Origin of the sequence: Hymenobacter lapidiphilus, from assembly GCF_013377885.1 — a bacterium.
GTDB classification, from domain to species: Bacteria; Bacteroidota; Bacteroidia; order Cytophagales; family Hymenobacteraceae; genus Hymenobacter; species Hymenobacter lapidiphilus.
Genome location: NZ_JABKAU010000011.1, coordinates 113,033 through 131,990 on the forward strand (window position 1 = coordinate 113,033; position 18,958 = coordinate 131,990).

At 59.8% G+C, this 18,958-nt stretch carries 19 protein-coding genes and 1 tRNA gene; 15 read left to right on the forward strand and 5 right to left on the reverse strand.

The features are described from left to right. Window positions 1-54: 54 nt before the first annotated feature. Entirely contained in the window at window positions 55-861 is an 807-nt protein-coding gene (locus HW554_RS08150; RefSeq protein ID WP_176908082.1) for an SDR family oxidoreductase, read from the reverse strand. A gap of 146 nt (window positions 862-1,007) precedes the next feature. On the opposite strand from HW554_RS08150, the gene HW554_RS08155 reads away from it, so the two are divergent. From HW554_RS08155 to HW554_RS08170, 4 genes are all read left to right on the forward strand, one after another. After that, window positions 1,008-1,880 carry an FkbM family methyltransferase gene (locus HW554_RS08155; protein ID WP_176908083.1) on the forward strand — a complete coding sequence of 291 codons (873 nt, stop codon included), beginning with the start codon at window positions 1,008-1,010 and terminating at the stop codon, window positions 1,878-1,880. Between the two features lie 109 nt (window positions 1,881-1,989). Next, window positions 1,990-3,399, forward strand: coding sequence for a 23S rRNA (uracil(1939)-C(5))-methyltransferase RlmD (gene rlmD, locus HW554_RS08160; protein WP_176908084.1), 1,410 nt, complete (start codon window positions 1,990-1,992; stop codon window positions 3,397-3,399). A 16-nt stretch (window positions 3,400-3,415) separates the two neighbouring features. After that, entirely contained in the window at window positions 3,416-4,021 is a 606-nt protein-coding gene (locus HW554_RS08165) for a hypothetical protein (protein WP_176908085.1), read from the forward strand. Between the two features lie 2 nt (window positions 4,022-4,023). Then, window positions 4,024-4,398 carry a hypothetical protein gene (locus tag HW554_RS08170; RefSeq protein ID WP_088463068.1) on the forward strand — a complete coding sequence of 125 codons (375 nt, stop codon included), beginning with the start codon at window positions 4,024-4,026 and terminating at the stop codon, window positions 4,396-4,398. Between the two features lie 91 nt (window positions 4,399-4,489). Here the strand turns inward: HW554_RS08170 and thiL are convergent, their stop codons facing one another. Then, window positions 4,490-5,509, reverse strand: a complete 1,020-nt coding sequence (thiL, locus tag HW554_RS08175; RefSeq protein WP_176908086.1) for a thiamine-phosphate kinase — start codon at window positions 5,507-5,509, stop codon at window positions 4,490-4,492. A 247-nt stretch (window positions 5,510-5,756) separates the two neighbouring features. On the opposite strand from thiL, the gene HW554_RS08180 reads away from it, so the two are divergent. The 7 genes from HW554_RS08180 to HW554_RS08210 all read left to right on the forward strand — a co-directional run bounded on the left by HW554_RS08180 (window position 5,757) and on the right by HW554_RS08210 (window position 10,713). Then, the gene (locus HW554_RS08180) at window positions 5,757-6,347 is read left to right on the forward strand and encodes a TetR/AcrR family transcriptional regulator (protein WP_176908087.1); all 591 of its coding nucleotides are present in this window, start codon (window positions 5,757-5,759) and stop codon (window positions 6,345-6,347) included. 86 nt (window positions 6,348-6,433) lie between these two features. Continuing rightward, complete coding sequence (gene paaA, locus HW554_RS08185) at window positions 6,434-7,423, forward strand: 1,2-phenylacetyl-CoA epoxidase subunit PaaA (RefSeq protein WP_176908088.1); 990 nt, start codon at window positions 6,434-6,436, stop codon at window positions 7,421-7,423. 149 nt (window positions 7,424-7,572) lie between these two features. After that, entirely contained in the window at window positions 7,573-8,199 is a 627-nt protein-coding gene (locus HW554_RS08190) for a phenylacetic acid degradation b (RefSeq protein WP_176908089.1), read from the forward strand. Between the two features lie 16 nt (window positions 8,200-8,215). Next, window positions 8,216-8,965: a 1,2-phenylacetyl-CoA epoxidase subunit PaaC gene (gene paaC, locus HW554_RS08195; protein ID WP_218134640.1), complete on the forward strand. Its 750-nt coding sequence runs from the start codon at window positions 8,216-8,218 to the stop codon at window positions 8,963-8,965. A 15-nt stretch (window positions 8,966-8,980) separates the two neighbouring features. Beyond that, complete coding sequence (locus tag HW554_RS08200) at window positions 8,981-9,457, forward strand: hypothetical protein (RefSeq protein ID WP_176908090.1); 477 nt, start codon at window positions 8,981-8,983, stop codon at window positions 9,455-9,457. A gap of 57 nt (window positions 9,458-9,514) precedes the next feature. Beyond that, window positions 9,515-10,000, forward strand: coding sequence for a 1,2-phenylacetyl-CoA epoxidase subunit PaaD (gene paaD / locus HW554_RS08205; RefSeq protein ID WP_176908091.1), 486 nt, complete (start codon window positions 9,515-9,517; stop codon window positions 9,998-10,000). A 122-nt stretch (window positions 10,001-10,122) separates the two neighbouring features. After that, window positions 10,123-10,713 carry a hypothetical protein gene (locus HW554_RS08210; RefSeq protein WP_176908092.1) on the forward strand — a complete coding sequence of 197 codons (591 nt, stop codon included), beginning with the start codon at window positions 10,123-10,125 and terminating at the stop codon, window positions 10,711-10,713. Window positions 10,714-10,989: 276 nt separating this feature from the next. On the opposite strand, the gene HW554_RS08215 is transcribed toward HW554_RS08210, so the two are convergent. Together HW554_RS08215 and HW554_RS08220 are read right to left on the reverse strand one after the other, a co-directional pair. Beyond that, complete coding sequence (locus HW554_RS08215; RefSeq protein ID WP_176908093.1) at window positions 10,990-11,406, reverse strand: hypothetical protein; 417 nt, start codon at window positions 11,404-11,406, stop codon at window positions 10,990-10,992. A 177-nt stretch (window positions 11,407-11,583) separates the two neighbouring features. Beyond that, window positions 11,584-11,657 (reverse strand) — tRNA-Ile (locus HW554_RS08220). A gap of 169 nt (window positions 11,658-11,826) precedes the next feature. Here HW554_RS08220 and HW554_RS08225 point away from each other — a divergent pair. The 3 genes from HW554_RS08225 (at window position 11,827) to HW554_RS08235 (ending at window position 14,471) form a co-directional block, all read left to right on the forward strand. After that, on the forward strand, window positions 11,827-12,465 hold the full coding sequence (locus tag HW554_RS08225) for an HAD family hydrolase (RefSeq protein ID WP_176908094.1): 639 nt from the start codon (window positions 11,827-11,829) through the stop codon (window positions 12,463-12,465). Further along, window positions 12,449-13,729 (forward strand): site-2 protease family protein, encoded by a 1,281-nt coding sequence (locus HW554_RS08230; protein ID WP_317170854.1) that lies wholly within the window; start codon window positions 12,449-12,451, stop codon window positions 13,727-13,729. Before HW554_RS08225 ends, HW554_RS08230 begins: the two co-directional genes overlap by 17 nt. An 85-nt stretch (window positions 13,730-13,814) precedes the next feature. Next, entirely contained in the window at window positions 13,815-14,471 is a 657-nt protein-coding gene (locus tag HW554_RS08235; protein ID WP_176908095.1) for a hypothetical protein, read from the forward strand. Between the two features lie 230 nt (window positions 14,472-14,701). Here HW554_RS08235 and HW554_RS08240 read toward each other — a convergent pair whose 3' ends face one another. After that, window positions 14,702-15,892 (reverse strand): phosphoglycerate kinase, encoded by a 1,191-nt coding sequence (locus tag HW554_RS08240; protein ID WP_176908096.1) that lies wholly within the window; start codon window positions 15,890-15,892, stop codon window positions 14,702-14,704. 253 nt (window positions 15,893-16,145) lie between these two features. Here HW554_RS08240 and HW554_RS08245 point away from each other — a divergent pair, with 253 nt between their 5' ends. Next, window positions 16,146-18,890 (forward strand): D-alanine--D-alanine ligase family protein, encoded by a 2,745-nt coding sequence (locus HW554_RS08245; protein ID WP_176908097.1) that lies wholly within the window; start codon window positions 16,146-16,148, stop codon window positions 18,888-18,890. Window positions 18,891-18,958 lie beyond the last annotated feature (68 nt).

Below are 18,958 nucleotides of genomic sequence, written 5' to 3' on the forward strand. Positions count from 1 at the left end.
TATAGGTATCATACTAACTCACGCTCTTCTAAAGAATACTCGCGGTACAGCTGGCTACAGCTTGAAATCCGGCTCTTCCTTGCGGAAATGCTTGAGCACGAGCTTATCGGCCAGGCCGGGGAGCAGGCGGTTGAGCCATACTGTCAGTTTGCCCTGGCGGGTGAGGATGAGGTCGCGGCGGCGCTGTTGCACGGCGTCCAGCAGGTGCCGGGCCACTTCTTCGCTGCTCATCATGGCTCCTTCGTCGCGCGGCGACTCGCCCTGGGCTTTGCCGTCGGCGGCCAGGGCCACGTTGCGGATGTTGGAGGCCGTGAAGCCCGGGCAGGCCAGCAGCACGTGCACGCCCTGAGGCAGCAGCTCGGTACGCAGCGCCTCCAGGAAGCCATGCATGGCAAATTTGGAGGCCGAATAGCCCGTGCGGCCCGGCAGGCCCCGGTAACCGGCTATGCTGCTGACGCCCACAATGGAGCCCTTGGCGGCCGTAACGTAGGGCAGCGCGAACTTAGTGGCGTATAGGGTGCCGAAGAAATTGGTCTGCATCAACTGCCGGATAACGTCCAGATCAGCATCCCGAAACAGGGCCCGCATGCTGATGCCCGCGTTGTTTATCAGCACATCGAGCTTACCAAACGCGGCTACCGTTTCGGCCACGGCGCGCTCCGAATCGGCCTCCACGCCCACATCGGCCCGGATGGCCAGGTGGGCAATGCCCAAGGCAGCCAGCTCGGCGGCGGTTTCGGCCAGGCGGGCTTCGTTGCGGCCGGTGAAAGCCACCTTGGCGCCTGCCCGCCCAAATTCCAGGGCCGTGGCCCGGCCGATGCCCGACGTGCCGCCCGTAATCAGCACTACTTTATCTTTCATACTCAGCAGAAATCAACTTAGCGTAAACCGGCCGCAAATTACGCCTCGCAAGCGGAAGCCCCGGCCGGGAGCACAGTACCGCGCCAAGGCCGGGGCGCGAGTCGCGATTCGCTTACTTTTGACCACCGCCTACCGAACTGCTCGCCATGTTTTTGCTGAACCTGCTTAAGTTTCCTTTTTACGTCCTGCGCTGGGCACATGTGGCCTACCGGAGCCGCTACCGGGGGCGCGAGGCCTGGGAGGTATTTCGGGTGCTGGTAGCGCTGGGGCTGAAAACCAGCCTCCGCCGGCAACCCCGCGATGGGGTATACCGGCAGTGGCTGTTTGGCTTTGATGTGCAGGGCAGCAGCTACGAACTGCTGCTACGGCTGTTCAAGGAGCTATTCCTGACTGAACCTTACGCTTTTGCGGCCCCTACCGCTCCAGTCGCCCCGCGCATCCTCGACGCGGGGGCCAACATCGGGATGGCGGTGCTGTATTTCAAGCGGCAATTTCCGGCAGCCCACATTGTGGCTTTCGAGCCGAACCCCGAAGCCTTCCGACTACTGGCGCGCAACGTAGCCGCCAACCAGCTGCACGACGTGGTGCTGCACCACGCCGCGCTGGCCGCCACGGCCGGCGAGCTACCCTTTTACTACGGCTCTGATGGGGCCAGCCTCACCGGCTCGCTCCACCCCCACGCCAGCGGCATACGCACCGTGCAGGTGCCCGCCCGCCGGCTTAGCGAAGTGCTGGCTGACACCGCTGCTTTCGACCTGCTCAAGCTCGATGTGGAAGGCGCCGAAGTGGATATTCTGGCCGAATTGGCCCAAACCGGCCACCTGGGGCACTTCCGGCAGTATCTTATTGAGTATCACTACCCCGTTGGCACTCCCGAAAGCACGCGACTCACAACCACCCTGCAGGCTTTCGAGCAGCAGGGCTTTGCCTGGTGCGTCCGCCTGGCCCTGCCGCCCCTACCCGATTCGCAGGACATTATTTTTCACTGCTGGCAGCTGCCGGAAGCCTCTCGGGCCTGAACCGGTACCAGCCGCAAACCGCGCCCAACCGCGACCCGCTGACGGGGCCGTTCACAAAATCCGGGCAGTCCGTTAAAATCCGTGCTCATCCGTGGTCTATCTTTGCCACGTGAGAAAATCAGTGAAGAACATCCCGGCGGAGCTGCTCCGCGAAGTCGAAATTACCGACATGGTGGCCGAGGGCAAGTGCCTGGTGCGCCGCGAGAATCTGGTTATCTTCGTAACCCAGGTAGCGCCCGGCGACGTGGTGGACCTGCGCGTGACCAAGGCCAAGAAGAACTTTCTGGAGGCCGTGCCCACCAAGTTTCATAAGTATTCCGAGCTGCGCGTGACGCCATTCTGCGAGCATTTTGGCACCTGCGGGGGCTGCAAATGGCAGCACTTGGGCTACGATACTCAGCTCAAGTTCAAACATCAGCAGGTGGCCGACACGCTGCAGCGCATCGGCAAGGTGGCGCTGCCCGAAATCCTGCCCATTACGCCCTCGCCCGACCAGACGTACTACCGCAACAAGCTCGAATTCACCTTCAGCCACAACGGCTGGCTGACCAACGAGCAGATTGCCAGCGGCCACGACTACGAGCGGCGCGTGCTGGGCTTCCACACGCCCGGCCGCTTCGATAAGATTCTGGACGTGAACCACTGCTGGCTGCAGCCCGACCCGAGCAACCAGATTCGGCTGGCGGTGCGCGACTACGCCCTGGAGCACGACCTGCCCTTCAACAACCTCGTGACCCAGGAGGGCTTCCTGCGCAACCTCATCATCCGGACGGCCAACACCGGCGACCTGATGGTGATTCTGCAGTGCTACTACGCCCACGACGCGCTGGTGCCGCTGCTCGATTTCCTGGCCGAGCGGTTCCCGCAAATCACCTCGCTCAACTACGTGCTCAACGACAAGGGCAACGAAACCTTCAACGACCTGGAGGTGGTGTGCTATAAGGGCGAGCCCCACATCCACGAGGAAATGGAAGGCCTGCGCTTCCGCGTGGGGCCGAAATCGTTCTACCAGACCAACTCGGAAGGCGCTTACAACCTCTACAAAATCACCCGTGATTTCGCCCAGCTCACCGGCTCGGAGCTGGTGTACGACCTCTACACCGGGGCCGGCACCATTGCCAACTTCGTGGCCCGGCAGGCCCGCCACGTGGTGGGCGTCGAGTATGTGGAATCAGCGGTGAAGGACGCCTACATCAACTCCGAAATCAACGGCACCACCAATACCGAGTTCTACGCTGGCGACATGAAGGACGTGCTCAACGCCGAGTTTATCGACAAGCACGGCCGCCCCGACGTCGTCATCACCGACCCGCCCCGCGCCGGCATGCACCCCGACGTGGTGGCCCGCCTGCTCGAAATGCGCGCCCCCCGCATCGTCTACGTCAGCTGCAACCCCGGCACCCAGGCCCGCGACCTGGAGCTACTGGACGAGGCGTACAGCGTGGTAAAAGTGCAGCCCGTGGACATGTTCCCGCACACCCACCACGTGGAGAATGTGGTGCTGCTGGAGTTGCGGTAGGCTAATTTAAATAAAAGTGGATAGCAAGGAAGATATTAATCGACTTACTAAGGCAGTTTTTATATGTCTTGCATTTTTACTTTTAACTGGCTTCTATTATCATCTTGATAAATATGTAAGCGGATTCATCTTCATTACTATTCCACTAACTATTGTAATTTTATTTTTATCAATTGTCATATATACAATCAAATATTCATTAAATTTATTTCAACGTATAGATAGGTTTAAATTAATAAACATTATACCTGCTATTTTATATTACCTAACCTTAATTTACTTATTTTTTAGTCCCTATCAATTTTCTTCTGAGAGGCTAGAAAGCCAAGTGATGCTAAGAGGCTGCTATGAAGGAACGCAAAATCAAGCAACAATCAAGTTTCGCCGTAACAAAACCTTTGAATTACATTGGACTGGAATCTTCTTTTCAAGTTCTTGGTACACGGGCAATTATACACAAAGAGGAGACACACTAATACTCGATTATAAAAGCGAAAAGCCTATCCGATTTGGCCACCTAGTAGCTATCCAGAATGGTGAGCTACGAACAGTTGAAACTGCCAGCGACTCATTAAAAAATATTGTTCCTTTCTATTTAGGTTATTGCAAACATCTTAATTGAACATGGACTACACCAACGACCCCGAACTGAACGGCAAATACCTCGGTACCATCACCAAGGATTTCGCTACCGTTTCCGATACGCTCAGCGAAGCATCGTCGCAAATCCGCAAGCGCGACATCTCCAAGTATCCCATTTTCGTGTTTGCCCGCCAGGAAGTGCCGCTGGGCGGCCTGCTCGTGAATGCCGACGAGCTGAACCTGGAGTGGCACGTTTTCGCCAGCTACCTGGAGCTGTTCGTGCAGCAGGGCATCATCAGCGAGGAAGGCATCGAGGCCTTCCAGCAAACCTACCGCGAGCCCAACGAGTACTGCTGCCTGTTCGTGCTCGACGAGGAGTTCACCAACTTCGTCTACATCCCCTACCCGGAAGACTAAATCACAGATGGTGCAGATAAAAGGGATGCCGCAGATTCGTTCGATAAGCTGAACGAATCTGCGGCATCCCTTTTATCTGCACCATCTGTGATTAAAAGTGGCTAAACCCTTGGGCCTTCAGCGGAACGGGCTGGCCGGCTTTGGTGATGAGGTTGGCGCCTTCGCTCTTTTCTACCATGTGGCCGATGATGGTGATGTCGGGGTGGTTTTTGAGCTTGGCGTGGTCGGCGAGCGGGACGGTGAACAGCAGTTCGTAGTCTTCGCCGCCGTTGAGCATGCACATAATGGGGTCGAGGTTGAATTCCCCGGCCACTTCGAGGGTGGGGTTGGCAATGGGCAGGTTTTCGGTGAAGATGCGGGCCCCGGTGCCGCTGGCTTGGCACAGGTGCAGCACCTCGGAAGCCAGCCCGTCGGACACGTCAATCATGCTGGTAGGCACCACGCCCAACTCGCGCAGCTCGTGGATGACGTCCATGCGGGCCTCGGGGCGCAGTTGCCGCTGCAGTACGTAGGGATACTTATCGAGTTCGGGCTGGGATTCGGGGTCGGCCTGCCAGACCTGCTTTTCGCGCTCCAGCACTTGCAGGCCCAGGTAGGCCCCGCCCAGGTCGCCGGTTACGCAGAGCAAATCGTTAGGGCCAGCCCCGCTGCGGCGCACGGCTTTGCCCGCTTCCACCTGGCCCAGGGCCGTTACGCTGATGGTGAGGCCGGCGCGGCTGCCGGTGGTGTCGCCGCCCACCAAGTCCACGTTGTAGGCCTCGCACGCCAGCTTTACGCCTTCGAACAGCTCCTCTACCGCTTCCACCGTGAAGCGGGGCGGAATGCTCACTGCCACCACAATTTGGGTAGGCACCGCATTCATGGCGGCAATATCCGACACGTTGACGGCCACGGCCTTGTAGCCCAGGTGCTTGAGGGGGCAAAATGTGAGGTCGAAGTGCACACCTTCCACCAGCAAGTCGGTACTGATGACCAGTTCCTGGCCAGCGGCCGGGGCCAGAATGGCCGCGTCGTCGCCGATGCCGAGGATAGTGCTGGGCTGGGTGAGTTCTACGGTTTGCTGGATGCGGCCAATCAGGCCAAACTCGCCTACTTTATCGAGAGGGGTCATAAATCGTTGATTTTCGCTGGTTTTTCCGGCGCGTGTGCTGCTGCCAGCGGCGCGGGGCCGCCGGGTGGCGGGGCTGCAAAGGTACGTGGTAGGGCCAAGTGCGCGATGAACTGGCAACTACTCTCATTCAACGCCCTGAGTGTTTGGAAAATAGTCGGAATAGCCAGACAAACTTTTCTTTGCTAACGAACGTTAGGATTAGTACATTTGATTCCCGCTGCTCTCCCTCCCTTCCCACCCGCCCTTCATGGAAACTGCCCAGCTTTCACGCAAAGACCAGATTGACCAGACAGCCACGGCCCTGTTCCGCACCCGCGGCTTTGCGGCCACGAGCATGCGGGAGCTGGCCGCCGCGCTGGGTATGGAGGCCGGCAGTATTTACTCGCACATCCGCAGCAAAGAGGAGTTGCTGCACCGCATCTGCTTCCGGCTGGCCGACGAGTTTTTCGCCGGCTTCGACGAGGCTTCTGCCGACGATGCGTTGCCGGCCGCCCCGCGTCTGCGCCGGGCCGTGGAAAGCCACGTGCGGGTGCTCACCACCGACGTTGCTGCTTCGGCCGTGTTTCTGCACGAGTGGCGGCACCTCTCCGAGCCGGCCCGCACCGAATTCCTGGCCCTGCGCGAACGGTACGAAACCGGTTTCCGGGAGCTGATTGCTGAGGGTGCGGCCGCTGGCGAGCTGTACGCTCCCGACCCGGCCTTTGCTGCCCTCACGCTGCTGGCTTCCCTCAACTGGCTGCCCAGCTGGTACCGCCCCGGCGGTTCGCTCACGCCCCCCGACATTGCCCACCGCCTCGCCAACCAGCTGCTGTTTGGGCTGGAAGTACGGGGAAATTAGAAGTGAGAGAACGTCATTCTTCGCTGCGCTCTGAATGACGTTCTTTTAAATACCAAACACCCACTACTAACCTAAATCCCACCAACATGTACGGTTCCGCTTCCACCCACGATATTCCGACCCAGGCTACCACCGGCCTCGAAAACGAAGACCCGATCCTGCTGGCCGAGTTTGAGGCCCGCATTGCCCGGGGCGAGAAAATCGAGCCCACCGACTGGATGCCGCAGCTCTACCGCAAGCAGCTCACGCGCATGATCGAGCAGCACGCGCACTCCGAAATCATCGGCTCGCTGCCCGAGGGCACCTGGATTACCCGTGCCCCCGGTTTCCGCCGCAAAATGGCCCAGATGGCCAAGGTGCAGGACGAAGTAGGCCATGCCCAGCTGCTGTACTCGGCGGCCGAAACGCTGGGCAAAACCCGCGAGCAGATGCTGTCGGACCTGATTAACGGTAAAAGCAAGTACAGCAACGTCTTCAACTACCCTACCCCCACCTGGGCCGACTCGAACGTGATTTCGTGGCTGATTGATGCCGGTGCCATCGTCAACCAGATGGCCAACGCCAAGGGCAGCTACGGCCCTTACTGCCGGGCCCTCGACCGGATTTGCGCCGAGGAAGCCTTCCACCTTAAGTATGGCCACGATGCTGTAGTGCATATGGCCACCGGCACGCCTATCCAGCGGAAGATGATGCAGGAAGCCCTCAACCGCTGGTGGCCCGCCATCATGACCTTCTTCGGCCCGTCGGATAAGATGAGCACGCACACCGAAATTCTGATGCGCTGGAAGGTGAAAATGGCCACCAATGACGCCTGCCGCCAGCAGTTCCTGGATATGTACGTGCCTAAAATCCTGGAAATCGGCCTGACGCTGCCCGACGCCAACCTGCGCAAGAACGAAGACGGTGTGTGGGAATTCTCGGAGCCCGATTGGGAAGACTTCAAGCGCGTAATCAACGGCGACGGTCCCTGCAACGCCGAACGCATTGCCGTACGCCGCGCCGCCGAAGAGAACGGTGCCTGGGTGCGCCGCGCCATGCAGCAGCCCAAGGCCCAGTATGTCCGCCCGCTGGCCTAGTTAGTATGGAATACCCGTCATGCTGAGCGTAGTCGAAGCATCTCTACCGCCACGCTAACCCCAACGACTGCAACGAAGCGGTAGAGGTGCTTCGACTGCGCTCAGCATGACAGTTTACTATTCCTCCAGTTCTCTTAATTCCCTTCCCCTTGCTTTTCTCTCTCGACCCGCGCATCAGCCGGCTGGAACTGCCTGAGTCGGCGCCGGCGCCGCCCGACAAGGCGGCTTTGGACCAGTTTCCGACCTATGAAGTGTTTCACCAGCGCAAAGAAAACACGGCCTACGTGTATGTAGGGCCGGTGCATGCGCCCGAAGCCGATGTGGCTTTCCTGTTTGGCAAGGAGCAGTTCAGCCGCCGCTTTCCGTGCACTGGCATGTGGGTGGTGCCTACCGAAGCCATTCGGGTAACCGAGTACGGCGACGACCAGCAGTCGGTGTACGACCGGCTGCCGTTGCTGCCCGCCGATGTGCTGGCCGCCACTGACGCCGCCGTAACGGAAGCTTACGACATCTTCCACCTCAAGAAGCGCGGCAAGGCCCACACCCACGTAGGTCAGGTACAAGCTACGTCGCCCGAAGCGGCGCTGCAAGCCGCCAAAGCCGCTTTTGGCGACCAGCGCCCGGTAGTGAACGTGTGGGTAATCCGTAGCACCGACCTGCTGCGCTCCGATGAGGCCGACCGCGACATGTGGACGACCACGCCCGACAAGAAGTACCGCGAAGCCATTGCCTACAAAGTGCAGGACCGCATCGACCGGTTCAAGCAGGAAGGATAATCAGCATACTAATATTATGGACCCGAAGCTCGACCTACTTTACCGCCTCGCCGACGACCAGCTGATTCTGGGCCACCGCAACTCCGAATGGAACGGCCTGGGCCCGATTTTGGAGGAAGATATTGCCTTTTCGAGCATGGCGCAGGATAAGCTGGGCCACTCGCTGCAGCTCTACATGCTGCTGCACGAGCTGGGCGAGGCCGAGCCCGACACGGTAGCTTTCACCCGCAACGCGCCCCAGTTTCATTGCTGCCAGCTGACGGAGCTACCTATTGGCGAGTACGATTTCAGCCTGATTCGCCACTTCTTGTTCGATCACGCCGAGTTGCTGCGCTTCGAGGCGCTGGCCAACAGCTCGTACGAGCCGCTGGCTTTGGTAGCCCGCAAGGTTAAGGGCGAACTGAAATACCACGTGCTGCACGCCAACACGTGGGTAAAGCGCTTGGGCACGGCCACCGAGGAGGCCATTACGCGCATGCAGGCGGCCCTAGAATTCACGCTGCCTTACGCGCTGGGTATTTTTGAAACTACCGATGCCGAGAACGAAATCATCAGCAGCGGCCTGTTTATCGGCGAGAAGGAGCTACAGCGCCGTTGGGAAGCCAGCATCAGCAAAGTACTGGCCCAAACGGCCCTCACGCTTCCCGACCTGCGTCTGTTGACGCCCGTAGCCGGCGGCCGCCACGGCCAGCACACCGAGCACCTGCAGCCCCTACTCGACGAAATGGCCGAAGTATTCCGCCTCGACCCCACGGCCGACTGGTAGGCTGGCGCGATGCTATTGAGTTACGATAAAACCGTTGCACTACTAAGCCGATACTCACCCAAAGAAGTGAGGCAGCAATTAGCATTAGCAAAGGAAACGAAGTCGGTAAAGTGGTACAGCGGTTTTTCGCTCCAGGAATTTGAAGGTGAAGTATTCACGAATAGTTTCCGTTTTCGGACAACTGGCCGAACTACGCTTTTAATCCAGGGCACAATTACGAACTATGGTTCCGACCAAAGCATGGTGGAGCTACGATTCACAAATACCACAGCCGACAAGAGCTTACGTTTTCTTTCCATCGGACTAAGCACATTGCTCGTTTTGGTTTTTAGCTTAGGCTCTGGTTTTTACAAATCCTCTTGGTCATTTATAGCAGTCCTTTTATTTCCTGTTTTACTTATTGCAGGCATAGGGAATTTGAGCTGGGCTATAGCTTCCGGCAGTGCTACAATGCGCCTCAAGGAGCTTCTGGCTGCAAAAGAAACAGTTTAAAACAGCCTCAATTATTATCCCAAGCACTATCAACGAATCACTAAGCACCAATCTACGATGCTCACTCAAGCCCAAATCCTCGACTGGCTGCAAGCCGTCACCGACCCCGAGATTCCGACGATTTCGCTCGTAGACCTGGGCGTGATTCGGGAGGTGCGGGTGGAGGAGGACGGGGGCGTGTACGTGCGCCTCACGCCCACTTTCGCCGGCTGCCCGGCCATGGATTACATGCGCCGCGACGTGGAAACCACCCTCAAAGCCCACGGCATTCCGCGCGTGACAACTGAAATCAGTCTGCGCGACCCTTGGACGTCGGACATGGTGACTGACCGGGGCCGCGAGGGCCTGCGCCGCCACGGGCTGGCCACGCCGCCTAAGCTCAACGGCGGCCTCCTCGACCTCGACATTCTGGAATACGCCGAGTGCCCGCGCTGCCACACCACCAACACAGAACTGCGCACGCCGTTCGGGGCCACGCTCTGCCGCGCCGTACACTACTGCCACGACTGCCGCCAGATATTCGAGCAGTTTAAGCCGATTTAGTGACTGGGTAGTTAGCTGTGTGTACGGACGCTGATGGATGCTGAAGCACTTTTTTCCGGTTAAGGGAAAGATTTCGCCGGTATCTTCGTTCGGGGCATATTCGATTTTATTCCACTTTTCTTATGATGCGTTTTGTCGCGCTACTGCTGGCGCTGGGGTTGCTGATGACCAGTTGCAACCGCACTCCGGCTCCCATCGACCCGGCTTCGGTTCAGGCCGTAAAGGTCCAGCTTAATATTCTGCGCGATACGGTAGCGGCTCGCTGGAGCGAGATGCAACTGTCAGACGACGACAAGCAACGCAATACCAAGCAACTGCTACGCGAGCTAAGCGGCCTTCCGGGTACCGACCGCGTTGTGCTGGCCCGCCTGCAGTACGCCAACGACCGGCTGCCTGCCCGCCGCTACACTCAGCAAAGCATGGCCGATTCGGACCTGATTGACGCCTATGATACGGCGCAGGATTCGCTGTTGCGGGCCGTATACGGCCTCGTACCGGTGCCTACCTCGCCCACTGTGGAAGCCACGCCGGTCCTGATGCTAACCGGGCAGATTCAGGAAGCTGATGCGGAACTGGTGGGCTTCCGAACTCGCTACGACCAAGCCGCCATGCGTTTTAACAATTACCTGCAGCTACATCAGAACGAACTCCGGCAGTTGGGCGGGAAATATGCCGATTTGCAGCCTCTACCGCTATTCACGCTGCAGAACTGATCGGTAGTTGAGTTGACCAAGCAGAACGATAACGCGTTAGATGCACTTGCTGACCTTCCCAACGGTTGCTGTATCAGCAGATGAAACTATTCAGGAAGTCAAAGCACCGTTATACTGAGCGTAGCCGAAGCATCTCTACCGCTTCATTGACTTAGCCACGATTGTTCACTTAAGCGGCAGAGATGCTTCGGCTACGCTCGGCATGACGTTCTGATTCGTTCCGGGCACTTTCTAAACAGCTTCTATCCCTGTTTAGAAGGACACACTTCTGACTATTTAAACAGCTTCAGTGTATAGCCATTCGATAGCCGCACTTTCCTCCGTAAACCGTTCACCAATAAACGGTTTGCCTTCGAAGTAGGACTGGGGAGGAAAAGCGGAGTCGGCGGCCGAATCGCGCAGATACATGGGGGCCAGCAGGTAGGCCAGCCGGGTCCGGCCGCCCAGTAGGGGCCCCAAACGAGGCAGCAAGTTGCTCACCATCCAGTGCGCCCCCATCTGATGGGTATTGTATCGGCGACGCACATCAATCAGCCACCGGCGGCAGATTCTGGCTTGGCTGGTAAGTAGTATTTGTTCGTAGCCAGCCTGTAATTCGGGCAGGTCGACCGGTCGGAGCCAGCGGGCCACCAGCATATCCAAATCGGCCCGGTAGCTGATGTCTAAAAAATCATCGACCTGAACTTGGTCCATATGGAAGGCTCTGGAGCGAAATTATAAAGCCTTTGACAAGCAAATCAACCGTAGCTTTCTTGAAAACAGACAGGTAGTAAAAGCAACCAGGCACTTTCGTTTATCCTACCTGCTGTTACTCGAAATAAATACACCCTTATAATCAACTGACTATCAGATGATTATAAGGGTGTAAAGTGGGCCCAACTGGAATCGAACCAGTGACCTACTGATTATGAGTCAGTTGCTCTAACCAATTGAGCTATAGGCCCGTTGCCTAATCAACTACCGGGGCGGTTGGTTTCAGCCCTGCAAACTTCGACTTTTGCGGTTGGATTTGCAATTTTTTATCAGGCAAAGCTGCCGATTGGCCATGTTATGCGGATGGCAGTCAGCCTTACCGCCTGGCCCTGTGGTTGCCCCTGCTTCGCTTTACGATATATGGCTCAGAAACTTCCCCACCTGCTGTTCGATTTTGGCGGCGTCATCATCAACATCGACTACAACCGCACCCTGGAGGCTATGCGGGCCCTGGGCAGCGGCATCGAGTTCACGCAGGCAGCCCAGGCCGAGCTGTTCGACCAGCTGGAAACCGGCCAGATTTCGGCAGCTGAATTTCGGGACGGTTTGCGTGAGCATTATGCTTTGCAGGCCACCGATGCCCAGCTCGATGCCGCCTGGCACGCCATGCTGCTCGACGTGCCGGCCGAGCAGCTGGCGCTGATAGCCGATTTGCGCCGCCAGGGCTACCAGACGGCACTGCTCTCCAACACCAACCACCTGCACATCACCGAAATCAACCGACGACTACAGGCGCAGTACGGCCTGCAGAACGGTATTGCCGACTGCCTCGACCGGGTATTTTACTCGCAGGAAGTAGGTTTGCGCAAGCCAGGCGAGGAAATTTTCCGGCATGCGCTACGCGAAATGAACTGGGAGGCCGCCGATACGTTGTTTATCGAAGACAGCCCCCAGCACATTGCAACGGCCCGCCGGCTGGGGCTGCACACGCTTTTCCTGACTCCGCCCTTTACCTTGCAGGACGCCCTGCCCGCCGCCATCCGTGCCTTTTCCGCCTGAGCCAACCCCGCCGTCTGAACCCCTGTTGCCCCTGCCGTTTCCCGACGCGGCCGGGCCGCCCGCTTTCACGGCTGCCGAAGCGGAGGCCGATGCCCGGCTGGTATTCCGGCGCTACGAGCGGCCGCCCTGGCCCCGGCCAGCCCGCTACGGCCTGCACCTGCTGCTGTTTGTGGTTACCCTGCTCACTACCACGCTGGCGGGCGTAACGCTGGTGAACAACCGGTTTCTATCCGACTATTTTCTACCGTTCGAACTGCTGGCGCAGCCATTGGCGCAAGTTTGGGCGGCGCTGAAGCCGGGGCTGTGGTATGCGGGCCCGTTTCTGGCGGTGCTTACAGTGCATGAATTCGGGCACTACTTCACGGCCCGCTACAACCGCATCGGGGCCACGCTGCCCTACTTTATTCCGCTGCCGCTGGGCTTCGGCACGTTTGGGGCGGTTATCCGCATCAAGGACCAGATTCATTCGCGGCGTGAGTTTTTCGATGTGGGCTTGGCCGGGCCGCTGGCCGGTTTCGTGGTGGCCGTGGGCGTGCTCTGGTACGGCCTCACCCATCTGCCGCCGCTGGAGTACCTGTTCCAGATTCATCCTGAATTGCGGCAGTACGGGGCCGAATACGGCCGCTACGCCTACCAGAACATGTCGGCCGGCAGCGTAGTCACGCTCGGGCAGCCGCTGCTGTTTCAGGCTATGGCCGCGCTGCTGGCCGACCCGGCGCTGCTGCCGCACCCGTACGAGCTGCTGCACTACCCGGTACTGGTGGCGGGCGTGTTCTCGCTATTTTTCACGGCCCTCAACCTGCTGCCCATCGGTCAGCTCGATGGCGGCCACATTGTGTACGGGCTGCTGGGGCCGCGCCGGGCGGCGCGGGTGTCCATTCTGCTGTTTATAGCTTTCATTTTCTACGCCGGGCTCGGCCTGTTCACTCTAAATACCAGCACCGACGACTGGCTGACCTGGGGCCTGCCCTACGCGCTGTACCTGTGGCTGGTGCTGCGCCGGGCGGTGCCCACGGCCCGGCGGGCACTGCTGCTGGGGGCCTCGGTGTGGCTGGGGCAAATAGCACTGGCCTCCGGCTTTGCTGGCCTCCAGGGAAACCCCGGCTGGCTGCTGTTTGGGTTGCTGCTGGCCCGCGCTACCGGCATTTTCCACCCGCCCGCCCCCGACGAGCGGCCGCTTTCGGCAGGCCGTAAAGTGCTGGGCTGGCTGATGCTGCTTATTTTTGTGCTTTGCTTCGCGCCGTCGCCCATTACCATTCAGTAAACTTCCTTCATACATTCGGCTTGGAAGGCTCAACCCAGATTCCTGGCGCTGCCCGGAATATCAGGTTTATCGATTCTTTATTTAAATGAGTATCCCACAATTCTCCCAAACGCATCTTTTCCGCGGCTCTTCGCTGCTGCTGCTGCGCCAGCACGGCCTGTACGTGAGCCAGCGCCGCCGCAACGGCACGGCCTGGCTCGAAACGGAGATTCCGTACGAGGAACTGCTGCCCATAGACCTGGAATACGCCGCGCCGGCGCCGGTGCGGCTGCCGCCTTCGTGGCTGTGGCTGCTGGTCTGGTTCGCGTTTCAGGGTATAAGCCGGCTGGTTACCGACAAGGCCGGAGAACCCGTGCCCCCCGAAATGTGGGCCGCCGGCCTGGGCTTTGCGCTGGGGCTGGGCGGACTGTGGCTGGCGCGCCGCTACTTCGGGCGCACGGCCACACTAGCCACCAACCGCATCCGCCTGAGCCTGCACGACCGGCCCGGCCAGCGCGCCGCCCTCGAAACCTTCACCGAGGCGCTACGCCTGCGCGCCCACGCCTACCTCCGCGAGGAGTACGCCCAGGTCAATCCACTCGGCCCCATCGAGCTGCAGCTGCACCGCCTGCACTGGCTCCACAACCTCGACGTGCTGAGCGAACCCGAACTGCGCATCCTCAGCACCCGCCTCACCGGCCGCCCCTCCCTGGAACCCCTCAAACTTATGGGCATGGACCTGGAAACGCCTTATTTGAATTAACAAGTCTGTCTGCACGCTGTAGGGGCGGGGCTTGTCCCCGCCCGCCATTCGCGCCACTTCAATGCGGACCGTTCAACGGCGGGCGGGGACACGCCCCGCCCCTACAGCACCCTCCGTAATCTGATTTAAGCAAAAGTGAGAGGGGAGACTTTCGTGCTGCAGGCCCAATTTGGTCGGGTATCAGCACGAAAGTCTCCCCTCTCACTTCTTCTATCTAACCTCTACCGAAGCTACGCCTCCAGCGCCGCTACGCCGGGCAGTTCCTTGCCTTCCATGTACTCCAGCAGCGCGCCGCCGCCGGTGCTGATGTAGCTTACCTGGTCGGCGAAACCGAGCTGGTTGACGGCTGCAGCCGAGTCGCCGCCGCCGATGAGGCTGAAGGCGCCCGATTCGCGGGTGGCATCGGCAATGGTTTGGGCTACGGCCGTGGTGCCTTTGGCGAAGGTGGGCAGCTCGAACACACCCATCGGGCCATTCCAGAGGATGGTTTTGGATTTGCGGATAACTTCGGTGAAGGCTTTAATGGAGTCGGGACCGAGGTCGAGGCCGAGCCAGCCGTCCGGAATCTGGTCGTTGGCCGCTATTTTGGTTTCGGCGTCGTTGGCGAATTTGTCGGCAATGAGGCTGTCGGTGGGCAGCAGCAGGTTTACGCCTTTAGCCTTGGCCTTCTCGATGAGCTCCAAGGCCAGGGGCATTTTGTCTTCTTCGAGCAGCGAGCTGCCGATGCTGCCGCCCTGGGCCTTGGCAAACGTGTAGGCCATACCGCCACCGATGAGCAGGTTGTCCACCTTATCGAGCAGCTTCTCGATGATGAGGATTTTGTCGGAGATTTTAGCGCCGCCCATGATAGCCGTGAAGGGGCGCTCGGCCTGGTCCAGCACCTTTTTAGCGTTGTCCAGTTCGCTCAGCAGCAGGTAGCCGCCCACGCGGTCGGCGGCCGCGAAGCTCTCGGCCATAACGGCCGTGGAGGCGTGGCGGCGGTGCGCCGTGCCGAAGGCATCGTTCACGTACACGTCGCCCAGTTTGGCCAGTTTGGCCGCAAACTCAGCGTCGCCCTTCTCCTCTTCCTTGTAAAAACGCACGTTTTCTACCAGCAGCACTTGGCCGGGCTGCAAGTTTTTAGCCTGCTCTTCAGCCTTCAGCGCATCATCGGCAAACTGCACTTCCTGGCCGTACTCCTGGCTCAGGCGGCTTACAATGTGGCGCAGCGAAAACTTGTCTTCGGGGCCGCTTTTGGGCCGGCCCAGGTGCGAAAGCAGCACCACGGAGCCACCATCGGCCAGAATCTTTTTAATGGTGGGCGTGGCGGCCCGGATGCGGGTGTCGTCGGTGATGGTGAAGGCTTTGTCGAGCGGCACGTTGAAATCAACGCGCACCACGGCGCGCTTGCCGGTGAAGTTGTACTGATCGAGGGTTTTCATGGAATGGGAATAGGGTTGGCTTAGGGCGAAGGTAAGGGTTGCGGAAGAGGTAAAGAAACGATGTAGGGGCCGGGCTTGCCCCCGCCCGCCGCTGGGAATGCACTACCGCTTACAACCTGTTCATACTGAGGGGCAAAAACTGTTTGGGTGGCGGGCGGGGACAAGCCCCGCCCCTACATCGTTTCTTTACCCCGGTTCATTGGCCCGCACAAGCCCCGCAACCAATCTCCCAAACCCGTACCTTTGCCCTCGTATGAAAATAGGCATCTTCTTTGGCGGCCCGTCGCGGGAGCGGGAAATCAGTTTTGCGGGTGGCCGCACAGTGTACGACAACCTCGACAAGGCCCTGTTTGAGGCCGTTCCGGTGTTCGTCGACAGCAGCGGCAACTTCATTCTGCTCAACTGGGAGTTCATTTACAAGGGCACCATCCGCGACTTTTACCCACCCGTTTCGGCGCTGCCGGCCAGCACGGTGCCGGTGCAGCTGTATTTCGAGAGCCTGGGCGAGCTGAGCCTGGAGGAGCAGGACGGCATTATTGCCGAAGTGGGCCGCCGCGTAGAACCCCGCGAGCTAAGCCAGCTCATCGACTTCGCGTTCCTGGCCCTGCACGGGCCGGGCGGCGAAGATGGGGCCATTCAGGGCCTGCTGGAGTGGTACGGCATCCCGTATTCGGGCTCCGGCATTTTGCCCTCAGCTTTCGGTATTGACAAGGTTGCCCAGAAGAAACTACTCAAGGCCCTGGGCCAGCCCACGCCCGATTTCCGGCTGATTACGGCCGAAGACTGGGATGCCGCCGCCCCGCAGGCCACGCTGGATTATCTGGTGCGCGAGTTGGGTTTGCCGCTGGTGTTTAAGGCCCCGCGCCAGGGTAGCAGCATCGGCATCAGCATTCTGCGCGAAGCCGACGTAGCCCAGTTTGCGGCTGCCATCGAGCGTAGCCTGTTCCGCAAAACCGTTACCCAAACCGAGTGGCAGGCCCTCAACGACGCGCAGAAAATCAGCTGGCTCCAGCGCCTCGTCGATATCCGCGACGGTATTGGGCTACCTGTAACTATAGCTGATAACTTGGAGCTGTTAGCTGTTAGCTCGCCGTTGAACGAAGCCAACAGCTCAAAAATTATTTATCGGCCCGAGGAGCTGCTGCATGCGCTGAACGAGCGGCTGGCGGCAACCGAAAGCGTGCTGCTGACGAGTGTGGAAGGCGAAACGCAGGTGCTGGTGGAGAGCTTCGTGCAGGGACGCGAGTTCTCGTGCATCGTGGTGGAAGATGCCAACGGCCAACCACTGGCGCTGCCGCCCACCGAGATTGTGAAAGGCGACGAGATGTTCGACTACCGCTCGAAGTACCTGCCCGGTCTGGCCCGCAAAATCACGCCCATCGACCTGCCCGAGACGGGCATTCAGGCCATCCGCGACGCCTGCGAAACCATGTTTCGCACCTTCGGCTTCCAGGTGTACGCCCGCCTCGATGGCTTCATTCAGCCCGACGGCACCCTGTTCCTCAACGACCCGAACACGACCTCGGGCATGCTGCCGGCCTCGTTCTTCTTTCACCAGGCCGCCGAAATCGGGCTCAACCCCAGCCAGTTCCTGACTTACCTGATTCGTACCTCGCTGGCGGCGCGGCGGCGCGGCGGACTGCGGCCGGTGAAGCTGGCGGCCCAGCTGGCCCAGCTCGATACGGCCGTAGCGGCGCGGGCAGCGGGCGAGCAGGCCCGTATCCGGGTGGCTGTAATTATGGGCGGCTACTCTTCCGAGCGGCACATTTCGGTGGAGAGCGGGCGCAATATCTACGAGAAGCTTAGCTCCAGCGTCAAGTACGAGCCGGTGCCGGTGTTCCTGACCGGCAGCAGCGCCGATTTCCGGCTGTATGTGCTGCCCATCAACGTGATGCTCAAGGACAACGCCGATGACATCCGCGAGAAAATCGAGCACCACGAGGCCGGCCACGAAATGCACCCGATTCTGGAGCGCATCCGCCGCGAGGCCCAGGGTATTACGAGTACTTACGCCGGGCCGGCTGCCACCCAGCCGCGGCGGGTAACGTTCGAGGAGCTGGCCGGCATAGTCGATGAGGTGTTCATTGCCCTGCACGGCCGCCCCGGTGAGGACGGTGCGCTGCAGCAGCAGCTGGAGCAGTTCGGGCTGCCCTACAACGGTTCGGGCGTAGCCAGCAGCCAGGTTACCATCAACAAGTTCGACACCAACCGGCGCCTGCGCGAAGCCGGCCTGCGGGTGGCCGAGCACCGTATGGCCACCCGCCTGGAGTGGGCCGCCGACCCCGAAAGCTTCTTCCACGGCCTCGAAACGCAGTTCCCCTACCCCTTCATCGCCAAGCCCGCCGACGACGGCTGCTCCTCGGCCGTAAAGAAAATCAAGACCCGCGCGGAGCTGGAGGCCTTTACCCGCCTCATTTTCCGCGACCAGGAGGACTTGATGCCTGCCGAGGCTACCACGCTCAACCTGGGCTTCAAGGAGGAATTCCCGCGCAAAGAGGCCTTTTTGGTGGAGACGCTGATTGACCGCGACGGAGCCGCGCATTTCCTGGAAGTAACCGGCGGCCTGCTCACGCACTGGGGACCAAATGGCGAGCTGGAAATCGAGGTATTCGAGGCCTCCGAGGCGCTGGCCACGGGTGAGGTGCTGAGCCTGGAGGAGAAGTTTCTGGCCGGCGAAGGCCAGAACATCACCCCGGCCCGCTACGCGCCCGAGGCCCAGGAGCGGCAGCGCATTTCGGAGGAAGTGAAGCGAGAGCTGCGTCGGGTGGCCGAAATCCTGCATATCCAGGGTTACGCCCGCATCGATGCCTTCGTGCGGGTACGCGCCAACGGGGCCGTGGAGGTGCTTATCATCGAGGTGAACTCGCTGCCTGGCATGACGCCCGCCACCTGCATCTTCCATCAAACGGCGCTGGCCGGCTACACGCCCTACCAGTTCATCGACCGGATTCTGGAGTTCGGCAAGGAACGCACGGCGCAGACGGCGGCCGCCAACTGAACGATGTAGGGGCGGGGCTTGTCCCCGCCCCCCGTTCGCGCCGCATCAAGGGTAATCGTTCAACGGCG

Bases quoted from the DNA above. Each gene is read 5' to 3' on its own strand.
- HW554_RS08215 (WP_176908093.1), bottom strand. From the start codon at position 11,406: ATGGACCAAGTTCAGGTCGATGATTTTTTAGACATCAGCTACCGGGCC.
- HW554_RS08180 (WP_176908087.1), top strand. From the start codon at position 5,757: ATGGAAACTGCCCAGCTTTCACGCAAAGACCAGATTGACCAGACAGCC.
- paaD (WP_176908091.1), top strand. From the start codon at position 9,515: ATGCTCACTCAAGCCCAAATCCTCGACTGGCTGCAAGCCGTCACCGAC.
- paaC (WP_218134640.1), top strand. From the start codon at position 8,216: ATGGACCCGAAGCTCGACCTACTTTACCGCCTCGCCGACGACCAGCTG.
- HW554_RS08170 (WP_088463068.1), top strand. From the start codon at position 4,024: ATGGACTACACCAACGACCCCGAACTGAACGGCAAATACCTCGGTACC.
- HW554_RS08210 (WP_176908092.1), top strand. From the start codon at position 10,123: ATGATGCGTTTTGTCGCGCTACTGCTGGCGCTGGGGTTGCTGATGACC.
- HW554_RS08155 (WP_176908083.1), top strand. From the start codon at position 1,008: ATGTTTTTGCTGAACCTGCTTAAGTTTCCTTTTTACGTCCTGCGCTGG.
- HW554_RS08150 (WP_176908082.1), bottom strand. From the start codon at position 861: ATGAAAGATAAAGTAGTGCTGATTACGGGCGGCACGTCGGGCATCGGC.
- HW554_RS08240 (WP_176908096.1), bottom strand. From the start codon at position 15,892: ATGAAAACCCTCGATCAGTACAACTTCACCGGCAAGCGCGCCGTGGTG.
- thiL (WP_176908086.1), bottom strand. From the start codon at position 5,509: ATGACCCCTCTCGATAAAGTAGGCGAGTTTGGCCTGATTGGCCGCATC.
- paaA (WP_176908088.1), top strand. From the start codon at position 6,434: ATGTACGGTTCCGCTTCCACCCACGATATTCCGACCCAGGCTACCACC.
- HW554_RS08225 (WP_176908094.1), top strand. From the start codon at position 11,827: ATGGCTCAGAAACTTCCCCACCTGCTGTTCGATTTTGGCGGCGTCATC.
- HW554_RS08235 (WP_176908095.1), top strand. From the start codon at position 13,815: ATGAGTATCCCACAATTCTCCCAAACGCATCTTTTCCGCGGCTCTTCG.
- HW554_RS08245 (WP_176908097.1), top strand. From the start codon at position 16,146: ATGAAAATAGGCATCTTCTTTGGCGGCCCGTCGCGGGAGCGGGAAATC.